The 13,847-nt window shown below is 48.3% G+C and carries 16 protein-coding genes; all 16 read right to left on the reverse strand.

The window, feature by feature from the left end; all coding sequences use genetic code 11:
- Nucleotides 1-19: 19 nt before the first annotated feature.
- On the reverse strand, nt 20-1,150 hold the full coding sequence (gene rpoD / locus DCC85_RS15000) for an RNA polymerase sigma factor RpoD (RefSeq protein ID WP_108466323.1): 1,131 nt from the start codon (nt 1,148-1,150) through the stop codon (nt 20-22).
- 45 nt (nt 1,151-1,195) lie between these two features.
- Entirely contained in the window at nt 1,196-3,019 is a 1,824-nt protein-coding gene (gene dnaG / locus DCC85_RS15005; protein WP_108466324.1) for a DNA primase, read from the reverse strand.
- 48 nt (nt 3,020-3,067) lie between these two features.
- Nucleotides 3,068-3,517 carry a YaiI/YqxD family protein gene (locus tag DCC85_RS15010; protein ID WP_108466325.1) on the reverse strand — a complete coding sequence of 150 codons (450 nt, stop codon included), beginning with the start codon at nt 3,515-3,517 and terminating at the stop codon, nt 3,068-3,070.
- Between the two features lie 567 nt (nt 3,518-4,084).
- Nucleotides 4,085-4,831 (reverse strand): DNA repair protein RecO, encoded by a 747-nt coding sequence (gene recO / locus DCC85_RS15015; RefSeq protein WP_108466326.1) that lies wholly within the window; start codon nt 4,829-4,831, stop codon nt 4,085-4,087.
- A gap of 49 nt (nt 4,832-4,880) precedes the next feature.
- Nucleotides 4,881-5,018: a YqzL family protein gene (locus tag DCC85_RS15020; RefSeq protein ID WP_108466327.1), complete on the reverse strand. Its 138-nt coding sequence runs from the start codon at nt 5,016-5,018 to the stop codon at nt 4,881-4,883.
- Between the two features lie 107 nt (nt 5,019-5,125).
- A complete protein-coding gene (era, locus tag DCC85_RS15025) occupies nt 5,126-6,028 on the reverse strand; it encodes a GTPase Era (RefSeq protein WP_108466328.1) in 903 nt (300 codons plus the stop codon).
- Nucleotides 6,029-6,076: 48 nt separating this feature from the next.
- Complete coding sequence (locus DCC85_RS15030) at nt 6,077-6,496, reverse strand: cytidine deaminase (RefSeq protein ID WP_108466329.1); 420 nt, start codon at nt 6,494-6,496, stop codon at nt 6,077-6,079.
- A gap of 61 nt (nt 6,497-6,557) precedes the next feature.
- The gene (locus DCC85_RS15035; protein WP_108466330.1) at nt 6,558-6,932 is read right to left on the reverse strand and encodes a diacylglycerol kinase family protein; all 375 of its coding nucleotides are present in this window, start codon (nt 6,930-6,932) and stop codon (nt 6,558-6,560) included.
- On the reverse strand, nt 6,932-7,429 hold the full coding sequence (gene ybeY / locus DCC85_RS15040; protein WP_108466331.1) for an rRNA maturation RNase YbeY: 498 nt from the start codon (nt 7,427-7,429) through the stop codon (nt 6,932-6,934). Before ybeY ends, DCC85_RS15035 begins: the two co-directional genes overlap by 1 nt.
- Complete coding sequence (locus tag DCC85_RS15045) at nt 7,426-9,696, reverse strand: HD family phosphohydrolase (protein WP_108467897.1); 2,271 nt, start codon at nt 9,694-9,696, stop codon at nt 7,426-7,428. Before DCC85_RS15045 ends, ybeY begins: the two co-directional genes overlap by 4 nt.
- Nucleotides 9,697-9,879: 183 nt before the next feature.
- Nucleotides 9,880-10,848 carry a PhoH family protein gene (locus tag DCC85_RS15050; protein ID WP_108466332.1) on the reverse strand — a complete coding sequence of 323 codons (969 nt, stop codon included), beginning with the start codon at nt 10,846-10,848 and terminating at the stop codon, nt 9,880-9,882.
- Between the two features lie 6 nt (nt 10,849-10,854).
- Nucleotides 10,855-12,036, reverse strand: coding sequence for a sporulation protein YqfD (gene yqfD, locus DCC85_RS15055; protein ID WP_108466333.1), 1,182 nt, complete (start codon nt 12,034-12,036; stop codon nt 10,855-10,857).
- The gene (gene yqfC, locus DCC85_RS15060; protein WP_108466334.1) at nt 12,033-12,329 is read right to left on the reverse strand and encodes a sporulation protein YqfC; all 297 of its coding nucleotides are present in this window, start codon (nt 12,327-12,329) and stop codon (nt 12,033-12,035) included. Before yqfC ends, yqfD begins: the two co-directional genes overlap by 4 nt.
- Before the next feature lie 184 nt (nt 12,330-12,513).
- Nucleotides 12,514-12,957, reverse strand: coding sequence for a GatB/YqeY domain-containing protein (locus tag DCC85_RS15065; RefSeq protein ID WP_108466335.1), 444 nt, complete (start codon nt 12,955-12,957; stop codon nt 12,514-12,516).
- A gap of 16 nt (nt 12,958-12,973) precedes the next feature.
- On the reverse strand, nt 12,974-13,147 hold the full coding sequence (gene rpsU, locus DCC85_RS15070; protein WP_005547957.1) for a 30S ribosomal protein S21: 174 nt from the start codon (nt 13,145-13,147) through the stop codon (nt 12,974-12,976).
- Between the two features lie 144 nt (nt 13,148-13,291).
- Nucleotides 13,292-13,651, reverse strand: a complete 360-nt coding sequence (locus DCC85_RS15075; protein WP_108466336.1) for a histidine triad nucleotide-binding protein — start codon at nt 13,649-13,651, stop codon at nt 13,292-13,294.
- Nucleotides 13,652-13,847 lie beyond the last annotated feature (196 nt).

Consider the following 13,847-nt stretch of genomic DNA (forward strand, 5'->3'; position numbering starts at 1 on the left):
AGAAGGTCCGAAACAAGCACTATTCGAGAAAATCCTTCAGCCGTTTGCTGCGGCTAGGATGGCGAAGCTTGCGCAGTGCCTTCGCTTCGATCTGCCGAATCCGCTCACGTGTCACCCCGAATACCTTGCCGACTTCCTCCAATGTTCGGGTACGACCATCATCTAAGCCGAAGCGGAGTCGAAGCACATTCTCTTCGCGTTCCGTAAGCGTATCAAGTACGTCTTCCAGCTGCTCCTTAAGCAGCTCATAAGCCGCTGCATCTGCCGGAGCCATAGCCTCCTGGTCCTCGATGAAGTCACCCAGGTGTGAATCATCCTCTTCCCCGATCGGCGTCTCCAAGGAGACAGGTTCTTGAGCGATCTTCATAATCTCGCGTACCTTCTCAACGCTAAGTTCCATCTCGGCCGCTATTTCCTCCGGTGCAGGCTCACGGCCCAGCTCCTGAAGCAGCTGACGGGACACCCGAATCAGCTTGTTGATCGTTTCAACCATGTGTACCGGTATACGAATCGTTCTAGCTTGGTCCGCAATCGCCCGGGTAATGGCTTGGCGAATCCACCAAGTAGCGTAGGTACTGAACTTAAAGCCCTTGGAATAATCGAACTTCTCCACTGCTTTAATAAGTCCCATGTTGCCTTCCTGAATAAGATCCAAGAACAGCATTCCTCGGCCAACATAGCGTTTGGCAATGCTGACTACAAGACGCAGGTTCGCCTCGGCCAGACGACGCTTGGCCTCTTCGTCCCCTTTTCCAATCCGTTTTGCAAGCTCCACCTCATCATCCGCTGAGAGCAGTGGAACCCGGCCAATTTCCTTCAAGTACATCCGCACCGGATCGTTAATCTTGATTCCCGGCGGCAAGGACAAATCGTCATCAAAGTTGAAATCGTCCTGATCTCCGCCTTCTTGATCATCCCGTTTCCGAACGGATAGTTCCTCATCACTGTCGCCGGTAACATCTATACCGAGATCGCTTAATTGTTCAAAGAACTCATCCATTTGTTCTGGATCCTGGTCAAAAGGGGAGAGCTTTTCCATAATTTCCTTGTAAGTTAGAGAAGATCTCTTCTTACCGTTCTCAATAAGCTGTTCCTTCGCTTGGTCCAGCGTCATTTCCGTTTCTAGTTCAGTATGCTGATCATTCGTCATCTTTGGCGCTCCCTCCTCCCTAGAAACATCCGCACCATCCAACGTTCACTGTCTCTCTAGGGCAATAATCTCACTTGCAATTTGTGCCGCACGCAAAAAGTCTCCGGCCCGCTCCGCCGCAATCATCTCTTCCTTCTTGCGGTCAATGCTGTTAACACGGGAGACTTTGCGAATTTCGCGAATGTAATCATCCAGCTCCTGTGTCGACCACTGCTGCGGCGTGTCCATCATCGCAATGGAACTCACGGTCTTCTCCAGCCGTTCATCCTGAAGTGAGGAAATGAAGCGGCTGGCATCCGGGGCCTTCTCTTCCGCATAATAAGCATATAGATAGGCGGCGATTGCCGCGTGTTCCTCAATATTAAAGCTGTCTCCAAGATGCTCGCTTACATAACGCGCTACCTCTTCATCCTGAAGCATAAGGGACAAGAGCCGCCGTTCTGCTGTATGATAAGCTGGCAATAGAACAGGCGCTTCCGCTTGCCTATTTTTATGCCTACCATTATTCCACCTTTTGGAGTTATTATCCCCTTCGCTTTGCTTTTTTTGCATGTTCTGCCTAAACTGATTGCACTCCTGCTTCAAGCTTTCGAAGGAGACCTGCAGCTCTGAGGATAATTCCTTCAAGTAAATTTCCCGTTCTGTCGGGGAAGTAAGAGGCGCAATGACTTCCATGGCCTCTTTGATATAGGCAACCTTGCCTGCATCTTCTAGAAGTATATGGTTTTTTTTCAGATATATAAGCTTAAATTTAACTGCTGAAACAGCGCCTTCTATAACTTGCCGTATGAAGCGCTCGCCGCCATGCTTCCGAATGAATTCATCCGGATCAAGCCCTTCTCCGCCCAGAACGGAGATTCTTACCTGAAACCCTGCCGATTCGAGAATAGGTATGCTCTTCATGGCTGCCGCCTGCCCTGCGCTGTCCCCGTCATAGCAGACAATCACCTCATCCGCTAGGGACTTAAGTATGGCTGCATGGCTTTCTGTTAAGGCAGTTCCCATGGTCGCAACCCCATTATGAACGCCCGCTTCCCAAGCGCTGATTACATCGCCATAGCCCTCAAACAATACGACTTGGCCTGTCTTGCGAATCTCGTTCTTGGCCCGGTGCAAGTTATATAAGGTTCGGCTCTTGCTGAACAGCTTGCTCTCCGGCGAGTTCAAATATTTGGGCTGCCCCTCACCTAAAATCCGGCCCGCGAAGGCTATCGTCTTCCCGGTCCGATTATGAATGGGGAATATCACTCTGTCCCGAAACCTGTCTACGAAGCCGGTACCGTTATTCTTAGAAGCAAGAAGCCCACCTCTCTCCATGGCCGTCAGGTCAAAAGAACGCTTCTCCAGAAATTGGACCAGCGTATCCCAACGGGCTGGAGCATACCCCACTTCAAACTGATCGATCATTTTGTCCGTAAAGCCGCGCCCTTTTAAATATTCCATGGCCGGCTTGCCGTGCTCGGTATTCTTAAGCAGAAAATGGTACAGCTTGGCGGACCACTCGTTGGCCTGCAGCAGTGAATCTAGTTCAGGATTCCGTGGAGCTGACGCTGCTCCTCCTCCGTCTTCATACGGAATATGTGCTTCCTCCGCCATAGTTCTGACAGCCTCTGGGAAAGTCAATCCTTCGATTTCCATCCTGAATTTGATGGCATTTCCACCCATGCCGCAGCCATAGCAGTGAAAGATCTGTCGTTCTGGAGTCACCGTAAAGGACGGTGTCTTCTCGGAATGAAACGGGCAAAGGCCCTTCATATATTTCCCCTGCTTCGTGAGATGAACATGCTTGCTGACCGTATCAACGATGTCATGCTGCCTTAGTACCGCCTCGATGACTTCTTCCGGGATATTGCCGCGTCCGGTACTCATCTAAACCACCTTCATCTCTATTAACACGTAGATATTAATTCGCTATTCTTACACATTCTCCTGCAAATCATGTAAAAGTTTTGTCAACTTTTGTTGAAAAGCCTGTCTATGTTCCTCGGTAAAGGGCTTTGGCCCCTTGGAATGCTGTCCAGCTCTCCTTGCTTTCGCCTGAGTATGCCTTCGGTCAAGCAAATAATCAATATTGCCTTCATGATAGCTGTCTCCTCGCGGAGACAGCACGGCACAGGACTTGGCAATCGCAAGTGCTGCAAGTCCATAATCCTGTGTGATTAGAATGTCTCCTTTAACCAGGGTGTTGGCAATATACAGATCTGCACTCTGTGAGCTCCGATCCACACGGACGACCTCCACCCCTTCTCCCCCTTGCAGCAAATGGTCAAAGGAGGATACCATAAGCACCGCGATCTCGAACAGGCTCGCCGTGGCTACAATCTCTTTCTTGACCGGGCAGGAGTCGCCATCCACAACAATTCGCATGCCATTCACTCCTAGTCAAGTAACATTAAATATTTGTTTATTATATACGCTGCCCGGCATTAAAATCCTCCCGCTTTTAGCCGATATTAAGACCAAATCAGCCTTCCAAAATCTGCGAGTAATGTAAGGCCATCATCAATGAAGGCAGGCAAAGCAAGGTGATTTGCACGAACCGTCGGATTCATCGTCCCGCCCCCTTCTCCGTATCGTCAAGCTGGGATCTCATAGCGTCCTCTCCTTAAACAAATAGTATTTAACATCTGCTTGCAACCATATCTGGACAGCAAAAAAGCCCCCATCTCTACGCCTGCTAATGCAGACGTAGGGACGAGAACTTATATCCCGCGGTTCCACCCTACTTAGCCCGCTAACGCTTCACGAGCCCACTTTTTACGTTCATAACGCGCTCCAGGGACGCCATATTAACGAAATCTTCCGTTAGCCGGGCTCTCACCATTCCCGGATCGCTGGTTTGGAATTAGTACTTTTCGCTACTTTCCCGTTCACTGCGCGTGAATTTCTCCATAAGAGAAGTATCCATTATCATAAGGGATTTTTTGAATTACGTCAAATTTGATATTTGTCTAGCTGATCCAGGAAGTTCCTGGATTTGAGCGGGATACCTAGCTGCACATCCATGAGTGCCCGCATGATAGCTTTAAGCTCCGTTTTGGTTGCATCTTTGACTTCAACGTTGCCAAGCCGCCTAAGGTCCAGACGACCAAACAGTCTAAGCAGCTTCATGGCCGTCTGGGATGGTTTCATTGCGGCGGGATCGTGATGTTTACACCGTCTGCATAGAATGCCGCCTAGCTGCGGGCTGAACCATTCTGTCTCCTCACCGCTTCCGCAGGAGACACAAGCCTCAAGCTCTGGGCCATATCCCGCTGCCTGAAGCATCTTCATCTCGAATAAATGAATAACAATCTGCGGGTCTTTGCCTCCGTCTAATGCTTCCAGGCACGCTTTCAGCTGGCTGAACCAAAATGAGCCGACCTCTTCATCCTGCAAGATCCGGTCCAGCAGCTCGCAGGCATAAGATGCATAGGCAGCTAAAACTAAATCCTCACGAAGAGCATGATGTGATTCGATAATCTCTCCAGCATTCAGCGTGCCTAATCCAGTGTTCCTAAAAAAAACATATTGGCCGTAAGTAAACGGCTGGGTTAACGCAGCATGACGGCTTTTCGACTTTTTGGCTCCCCGGACGAGCACTCCCACTTTGCCGCTTTCTTCTGTACAAAGTGTGATAATCTTATTGCCTTCCCCATAATCCATGCTCCGTATAACAATTCCTTCAACTCTGTATAGCATGAACTCTCCCCTGGCCGGTGTCCGAAGGGAGGGTACGCTATGATTGCTTTTAGCCCTCCGCTTCTTCGGGAACCAGCTCTTCAGATAAGTCGGCTTCTTCCTCTGGACGCGCTCCGACCTCTTTGTAAAGCAAGTATGCGTCGACATCTCCAGTCATCGAAAAATACTTCCACGAAAAATCTCGCATTCGTATTCACCCTTTCTTCGGAAATGACACTTGCCATTTACAAGAATAGGATGTACCCGAAGCCGACATCTATGCGTTGGAATAACTCCCAGTATAATCGCCTGAAATTAAACATCCTTGTGGAAACCAAGGTCTCTCAAAATCCGTTCCTGATTGCGCCAATCCTTCTTTACCTTAACCCATAACTCCAGGAAAATTTTAGAACCTAACAGATTCTCCATATCCTTGCGGGCCAGCTTGCCGATTTCTTTCAGCAGAGCGCCTTGCTTGCCAATGATAATTCCCTTTTGCGAATCGCGCTCTACGTAAATAACCGCAGAAATCTGAACTACGCCATTCTCCTGTACTCTCATATCCTCTATCGTCACCGCAATGGAATGGGGAACCTCTTCCCGCGTCAAATGCAGAATTTTCTCCCGAATTAGCTCTGCACATACAAATTGCTCCGGGTGGTCCGTAATCTGGTCGTCCGGATAATATTTAGGTCCCTCAGGCAGATACTTGCCAATCTGGTCAAGCAGGGTATTCACATTGTTGCCAAGCATAGCAGAAATCGGTACAATTTCAGCAAAATCGTGCAATTTGCGGTACTCTTCAATCAGTGGAAGCAATTCTTCCGGTTGAACCTTATCGATCTTATTCAGTACCAAGATCACAGGCGTTCGTAGATCCTTCAGCCGCTGAATGATAAAGCGGTCTCCTCCGCCAAAGCCTTCCGAAGCATCGGCTAGAAATAGTACGGCTTCCACTTCCCCAAGTGCATTCAGCGCGGTCTGATTCATGAAGTCACCCAGCTTGGATGTCCTTTTGTGAATTCCTGGTGTGTCCAAAAAGACGATCTGAAGCTCGTCTGAAGTATATACTCCGTGTATTTTATTCCGCGTCGTTTGCGGCTTGTCGGACATGATGGCAATTTTCTGGCCGATCACATGATTCATCAATGTGGATTTACCTACGTTAGGCCGGCCGATGATGGCTACAAATCCGGATTTAAACTTGTGGTTAGACATGAATGGGTATCTCCTATCCAATAAAATTCCTTAAATTACGCTGCCTGCTTAGTATTGCTTCTTGGCCTCATCAAGATGTACAGGAACAAATGCATGCGGTAGCAGCTCTCCGAGCGTGGTCTCCCGCAAGTTCCCTTTCATATTGCCGAGAATCACCGGCATATCCGGCCCGCAGAGCTCAATTAATACTTGGCGGCATACACCGCACGGAACGATAGGCTCGTCTGTATCCCCTACAACAGCCAGCGCTTTGAAATTTCCGGGGCGTCTTCCATCTGCAATCGCCCGAAAAACCGCTGTACGTTCAGCACAATTGGTTGGACCATATGCGGCGTTCTCCACATTACATCCATGATGAACGGAACCCTGGTCATCCAGTAAGGCTGCACCTACAGCAAAGTTGGAATAAGGAACATAAGCTGTAGCGCGTGCTTTCACGGCTTCCTGCATCAAATCCGAATGATTCATTTAAATACACCTCTTTTGATGTAATGAAACGCAAGGTTTTAGACTAATGTCAAATAATCGCTTATCCCAAACCAAGCTTGCTTAGAACAGGCTCATAAAATAAAACGGCTCCGATCAATACGGCAAAAATTGCCGCGACCAGAACCGCTCCCGCCGCCGTGTCCTTGGCCGCCTTTGCAAGCTGCTTCCAATCTGAAGTCACCAGATCAACCACCGACTCAAGGGCAGTGTTCACCAGTTCAAGTGAAATGACCAGACAGATCATCAAGAGCAGAACAGCCCACTTCACGGCAGATAGCTGGAAGAAGGCCGCCGCGCCTATAGCCAAAACGGCAGCAACAAGATGGATTCGTAGGTTCCGCTGCGTCCTAATTCCATACCATATGCCAGATGCTGCATAGCGGAAGGTGAATCTCTCCGCAGGACGCCGCTCCATCAGCGCACAAGTCCCACTTGAGCAAGGACCGCTTCCTGCTTGCCCATCATTTCCGCTTCACTTTCTGCATCCTGATGATCATACCCAAGCAAATGAAGGAACCCGTGCACGAAGAGAAATCCTATCTCCCGATCCAGAGAATGACCGTATTCTTCACTTTGTGCCTTCGCCCGCTCAACGGAGATAATAATGTCCCCAAGAACCACCGGAAGCTCCTCAGTCTCTTCGCCTTCCTCAAGCTCATAGACGATTTCCAGCTCCTCATCCAGCGACTCATTCATCGCAAAAGACAGTACATCCGTTGGCCGATCAATTCCGCGATAATCACGGTTCAGCTCATGAATTTGTGCATCATCAACAAAGGTAAGAGCCACTTCGCCGTCAGCAACCCCCTCGGCCTCCCCTGCTTTCTGCAGAAGAGTATCCAAGATATCGATCAACTCCTGGCTAATTTCAAACTGTTCCTGATCATTGCTCCAAGCCAGACTCAAACTCATGGCTGTTCACGCCCCTCACTCTTCTGTTCTTCTATTTTGGGCTTCTTCGGCTCTTCCGGATATTCAATCCGGGAATGGAATATGCCCATGACGGTTTCCTTGAGCGTCTGCCCGATAATATCAAGCTCGCGCATGGTAAGATCACACTCGTTAAATTGATGATCATCAAGACGGCTCTTGATAATCTTCTCAATCATGGTCTCTACCTGCTCTACGGTAGGCTTGCGCAGTGAGCGTACTGCGGCTTCCACACTGTCAGCAATACCGACAACAGCTGCTTCCTTGGATTGTGCCTTCGGCCCGGGATAGCGGAAGTCAGCCTCGGTAAAGTCAGGCTCGACGCCCTGCTCTTCAGCCAGCTTCAGAGCCTTATGATAGAAAAAATGGAGAAAGGTTGTTCCATGATGTTGTTCTGCAATATCCCGTATAGGTTTGGGAAGCTTATAATCCTTTTGCATCTCCACCCCATCCCTGGCATGGGCAATAATGATTGATTTGCTGAGCTTAGGATCTATAAAATCATGCGGATTCTCCATATTGTTCTGATTCTCAATAAAATAACTCGGCCGTTTGGTCTTCCCGATATCATGATAGTAGGAACCCACCCGGCATAGTAACCCATTTGCCCCAATCGCTTCGGCTGCTGCTTCAGACAGATTCCCCACCATGACACTGTGGTGATAAGTTCCCGGCGTCTCCGTAAGCAGTTTGCGCAGAAGCGGATGGTTCGGATTAGAGAGCTCAACCAGCTTGAGGGCCGACAATATGCCGAAGCTGACTTCGAAGAACGGCATTAGCCCAATCACCATGATGGTAGTAAGCAGCCCTCCGGCAAAAGCAAATCCTAGAGCATACAGTGTACTCTGTTGGGTCCATCCCGCACTGTCGATCAGAACAAGCACCATGACGGACAGCGAACCAAATATGGACACCATAATGCCTGACTTAAGAATGGACGAACGCTGACTTGCCCGATGAATGGCAAAGATGGAGACAAAAGAAATGACCACAGTAAAGAACCCAAAGTAAAAGTCAAAAATTTGTCCCTGTCGCTCGTTCAAGATCACACTGGCTAATATTGCAAAAACCATCGAGCAGATATATGCCAGCTGCATATCGAGCAAGAGTGTAATCAGCATCGAGCCTATGGCAATAGGTGCGAGATAGCCTACATATGGCCGCTGTTCATTCTGAAGAATGCTGACCACGTACATGGACAGAATGGTGATTAGAATAATCAGCACGAGCATCAACAGCTGAACATTATTATATTTAAAATGTGCGGCCCCTTCCGCTTGACGAATAAACATATAAATGCCTAAAGCAATCAGAATTGCTAATACAGCAAGCCCTACCTGAGGCCAATAATTCACCTCATTTTTTAGGAGGCCGTTCTCCTTCAGAAGCGTATACATTTCCTCGGTAATAATTTGACCTTTAGGCACTAGAACATCGCCTTGTTTAATATATACCGTTCCAGTATTCTCCCGCGCCTTAACCTTAGCTTCCTTGGTAGCTTCCTCATCGTAGAACTTATTCGCAGTAATCACATAGCGAGCAAGCTCCTGCACGATCTCCCGAGGAATCCGCTTGCTTAAGGAGCTGGAGCTTACCTGTTCGGCAACCTTAGCTCTTGCCGTCTGAGCTTCCGTAATGGGATCATACATTAAGCGCGTAACAATATCGGATGCCACAGGCTTCATCTCCGTGATATCCTCTGCCGTTAGCTGAGGAATCTTCACAAAAGTCTCCTCGGAAATATGATAGGCTTGTTCATTGATCCGCTGCCTGATTTCGTCAAGCAGTGCAGAAGAATAATTGCCGTTGTTTCGGCTGGACATAATAAAATTCTGGACATGCGATTGGAATATTTGCGGCAAGTCCTGACGATAAATGGATATTTTATCGTTTCTAGAAACCTCATCGTCCTGATTTATGCGCAAGATTTGATCCAGCATCTGCGTAATGATGGCTTCATTCCGGATTGAGGACACCCTTGTATAAATGGGCCGCACGTTCTCTGCCGCTTCTTCCTGCGCTTTGAGCGTCGCTTTCGTGTTTGGAATCTGCATCGGCGCCAGTATTTCCTTCTCACTCGGCGATCCCACCGAAATATTATAACGCTCAGGCAATAGCTTAGGCGCCAAGCTAACATACAGAAGCACAATAATCAGCAGAAACAAACAATAGCGTGCCCACACGCTATTTCTCCATCCCGCTATTTTGTTCTGAACGCTTGAATTGTTTGATGTTTCTTTCGAGGTCATGAAGCAGCCCTCTCTATCCTTTTGAAATTTGACCCCCATCATTCCCCGTTAGAGCCTTCAATCCGATAGCTGCGGTACTCCGCGTTGCATATACAGCTAATCTTTCTTCTATTTGATGAAACCTGGATCACAGTTATTGCTAACTGCCCGCTACTGCAATCCATGGCTCATCATCTCATGACTCTAATTTTGATCCGCAGCTTCTTCATAAGCTACTATAATCTTCTGTACTAAGGAATGACGAACTACATCCGATTCCGTAAAGTGCACAAATCCGATTTCTTCGATATTTTGCAGTATCGTCTTTGCTTCAATTAGCCCGGATTTCTTGCCTCTTGGAAGGTCAATTTGGGTCACATCTCCGGTTATAACCATTTTCGAGCCGAACCCAAGGCGCGTCAAGAACATTTTCATTTGTTCCGGCGTGGTGTTCTGAGCTTCGTCCAAAATAATAAAAGAATCGTCTAAAGTACGCCCGCGCATGTATGCTAGAGGGGCAATCTCAATCAGGCCTCTTTCTAATGCTTTGCCAACCTGATCTGGTCCCATAACGTCATACAGCGCATCATAAAGCGGCCGGAGATACGGATCAACCTTCTCCTGCAGATCACCAGGAAGGAAGCCCAGGCTCTCTCCCGCCTCCACCGCAGGACGGGTTAGGATAATCCGCTTAACGGAACCCTCCTTCAGGGCTGCTATCGCCAGCACGACGGCCAAATAGGTTTTCCCTGTTCCAGCAGGCCCCACGCCGAATACGATATCCCGCTTCTTAATTGTTGTTACATAATGCTTCTGTCCAATAGTCTTCACACGAATCGGTTTTCCGCGGAAGGTGACAGCAATTTCCCCTTTATATAAATCAAGCAGTTGATCAGCGCGCAGCTCCAGAGCCAGGTCTATGGCGTATAGCACATCCCGCTCTGTCAAAATATAGCCGTTGCGAATAAGCTCGAGCAGCACCTCAAACAGCTGCCCTACCATCTGAGTTTCGCGTTCACCGCCCCGAACGGTAATTTCAGATTCCCGGGACACGACCTGCACTTCAATCCGCTGTTCTACCAGCTTCAAGAAAACATCCTGTGGACCAAACAATGCTTGTCCTTCCGCAGCACTCTGCAGCGGTATTTTGATAATCGCCTTTTGTTCTGTCAAATAGCCTCATTCTCCTTGATTTTGTACGATTGGAACCTCTTGTACAATATTCTGATCTACTTCAAACAGTACTTTCATATAAACTTTACCATTCTCTGTGTTCTCATGCAAAATTTTTTGCTCCAGCACCTTTGCATCGGGTCCGTATTTCGCAATAATGTCCCGCTTTGCCTGTTCAAGACCGCGTGCCTTGGCCTCTTCCTCAGTCTGCGGAATTTCCAGAACCGTCGTCTCCATTTCTGTCTCACTCCTCCAACCGATCGGCAGTTTCCAGCTCCTCCAGGACAGCGGGCTTGATGTGCTGAGAGACTCCGACTGATCGAACCCTGATTTGCCGTAACCCGAAATCTGAACCGCGGTCTCCCCAAAATACAAATATCCTCTCTGTTTTCTTTGTCCGGTGAACACCTTTTGCTTAACAACTAAAGGGGCTTCAATTTTATATTCATGCCAGACCGCACCTCTAACCTCTCCCTTCGCCACAACCGTCTGGTTGCCTTGAATGCCAGAGATAAGAACCTCGCCTTTTCTGACCCGATCATTCTTGGAAACTTGGGGTGTTCCCCGTTCTGCATAAATATAAGACACTACCGCATCAGCTCGACTCACCAAATTTCTCGGGTCCAGAAGTTCTTGTTTCTTCGGCGGTGTAGCTTCTACAACTTCGATCGTGGCTTTAGTCCCGTTCACCGTCACTCCTACCCATGAGGTGCCGGGGAGCCGGATAGTCAAACTCTTGGACAGCTTGTCCTGCTCTTCAAGCTTAAATTTCCACTGAAATGGGTAAAGCCCCTCTTCTCTAGCTGCGTTCATAATATCTTCTGTGGGAATGCTGACATTACCTTTGACTTCAACATCCCATACTAAAGAAGACATCAGATATAACGCCGCAAAAAACAGAAGAGTTCCCGCCGCAAACAGCTTGCGGCGAGCCAGTCTTGCAGCTGTAAACGGCAGCCCTCTTTTGCGTAGTATATGAACCCGACAGCCTGTCTGCTTTAACAGCGGACGAAGCCGCAGAAAATCTGCTATCCTCACACTCATGACCATTTTACGCTCCGGCTGTGGGCTTACCTCCCACATTTCAATACCTGCCGAAGACATATCATTGAGCAGCCGCTCCAAATCTCCCCCGCGGATGCTGATGGTTACAGTTCCGCGGAGCGCGCTCAAGATTGGTGTTTTCATGGCTTCCCCTCTTTTCCATGATACTTAATCTCTGTTATGTTCCCTTCTATCATCACTTCTTCAGGCAGGATCGTCTTGATCACAAGCCCGGAGCCTATCACGTCTAGGCTGCCGCCTTCACTCAGGGCCAGGCTTAAACGGTTCTCCGAAAAATGCAGAACCCCCTTGTGATTCTCGATGAGCAGCTGTTTGCCGCCAATCAGCGTGAGCCGAGGCAACCCAAAGACAAGATCCCCCGGCAGGTCGAGCGCGTCAACAGTCCATTTGCGAAGTTTGCTGGCAATGCGGCTCATACGAGGCAATCCTCCTTCCCTATGTAACAAAATTATGCAGCAGCCAGGAAAAATATGAGGGTGTTTAGGCGAAGCTATTCTTCAAAGAGCATTAAAAAAGCTGTGGCAGCTTCTATAGCCCCACAGCTATAATTTACGGATATAGAAAAAACACCCTCTAAAAAGAGGGTGTTTTACGTGTAATTTATTGCAGAAATTGCTGAACTGCCTGGTTCACAAGCTTACCATCAGCCCGACCTTTTACTTTGGGCATCAGTGCGCTCATGACTTTTCCCATATCAGCTTTCGAAGAAGCACCGGTTTCCTGGATGGTCTGCTGTACAATCACTTGAATTTCTTCTTCGGTTAGCTGCTCGGGAAGGTACCGGGCAATAATGTCAATCTCACCCTTGAGATTAACCGCAAGATCATCACGACCTGCTTTGGTAAATTCTTGGAGGGCATCTTTGCGCTGTTTGATCTCACGACTTAGGATATCAAGCACTTCATCATCGTTCAAAGTTCTTTTCAGATCTATTTCAAGATTCTTAATCGTAGCACGAACCATCCGAATAGTGGAGAGTTTGAACTTGTCTTGACTCTTCATCGCCTGCTTCATATCTTCGTTCAATCGCTCGCTAAGATTCATCGTAGTTCAAATCCTCCTAAAACTTTCTCTTACGAGCAGCCTCAGACTTTTTCTTGCGCTTTACGCTTGGCTTCTCATAATGCTTGCGTTTCTTGACCTCAGCCAAGACACCATCCTTTGCGATGGAACGCTTAAAGCGACGAAGCGCAGCATCAATTGTCTCGTTTTTGCGAACTTTAGTTTCAGACACCAGTTTTCCCTCCCTCCGACCAGACCGTCCAAGAGCATAACACGGATCATCAAACTTCATTATAGGCGATAAGGAAACGGGGTGTCAACCTGATGCACTTTCTTTTTTTATACAGCATACAGGCTAGAGGAATTATCCAACCCCCTAAGCGTGGGAACTAGAGATTCCTGTAAGCGCACCCAGCCTTGCTCCCCCAAGCAGATGGTAGTGGATATGATACACACTCTGCTCGCCATCCGGCCCGCAGTTGTTAATCAGACGGTAGCCCGTCTCGGCAATGCCCAGTTTCTTAGCAGCCTCCTGTGCAACCTTGTGCAGCTCGCCAATCAGTTCAAAATCCGCCCCCTCAGCATCATTCATCGTAGCAATATGCTTCTTCGGAATGATCAGCACATGTGTAGGTGCTGCCGGCTGAATATCATGAAATACGAGAAACTTCTCATCTTCATAAACTTTATTGGAAGGAATTGTACCTTCAGCAATCTTACAGAACAAACAATCCATATTCCTTGTAGCCTCCTTCAGTGTTATCATCCGAACTCGCGGCGCCTATGTCAGCGCCGGTACAAGTTCTATGATACCTAAAATAGACAAAAAAAAGAAGCACCCTGCTTCCCCCGAAGACCGGGGGTCACATCGCACGGACGTATTGGTGTGAAACTTGAAATTTCTTACCCATACGTCCGTCGGGGTACTTCTT

The organism is Paenibacillus sp. CAA11, from assembly GCF_003060825.1.
Classification (GTDB): Bacteria; Bacillota; Bacilli; order Paenibacillales; family Paenibacillaceae; genus Fontibacillus.

Coding starts and splice junctions, on each gene's coding strand:
- rpoD (WP_108466323.1), bottom strand. CDS start 1,150: ATGACGAATGATCAGCATACTGAACTAGAAACGGAAATGACGCTGGAC.
- dnaG (WP_108466324.1), bottom strand. CDS start 3,019: ATGAGTACCGGACGCGGCAATATCCCGGAAGAAGTCATCGAGGCGGTA.
- DCC85_RS15010 (WP_108466325.1), bottom strand. CDS start 3,517: ATGCGAATTGTTGTGGATGGCGACTCCTGCCCGGTCAAGAAAGAGATT.
- recO (WP_108466326.1), bottom strand. CDS start 4,831: ATGCTATACAGAGTTGAAGGAATTGTTATACGGAGCATGGATTATGGG.
- DCC85_RS15020 (WP_108466327.1), bottom strand. CDS start 5,018: ATGCGAGATTTTTCGTGGAAGTATTTTTCGATGACTGGAGATGTCGAC.
- era (WP_108466328.1), bottom strand. CDS start 6,028: ATGTCTAACCACAAGTTTAAATCCGGATTTGTAGCCATCATCGGCCGG.
- DCC85_RS15030 (WP_108466329.1), bottom strand. CDS start 6,496: ATGAATCATTCGGATTTGATGCAGGAAGCCGTGAAAGCACGCGCTACA.
- DCC85_RS15035 (WP_108466330.1), bottom strand. CDS start 6,932: ATGGAGCGGCGTCCTGCGGAGAGATTCACCTTCCGCTATGCAGCATCT.
- ybeY (WP_108466331.1), bottom strand. CDS start 7,429: ATGAGTTTGAGTCTGGCTTGGAGCAATGATCAGGAACAGTTTGAAATT.
- DCC85_RS15045 (WP_108467897.1), bottom strand. CDS start 9,696: ATGACCTCGAAAGAAACATCAAACAATTCAAGCGTTCAGAACAAAATA.
- yqfD (WP_108466333.1), bottom strand. CDS start 12,036: ATGAAAACACCAATCTTGAGCGCGCTCCGCGGAACTGTAACCATCAGC.
- yqfC (WP_108466334.1), bottom strand. CDS start 12,329: ATGAGCCGCATTGCCAGCAAACTTCGCAAATGGACTGTTGACGCGCTC.
- DCC85_RS15065 (WP_108466335.1), bottom strand. CDS start 12,957: ATGAATCTTAGCGAGCGATTGAACGAAGATATGAAGCAGGCGATGAAG.
- DCC85_RS15075 (WP_108466336.1), bottom strand. CDS start 13,651: ATGGATTGTTTGTTCTGTAAGATTGCTGAAGGTACAATTCCTTCCAAT.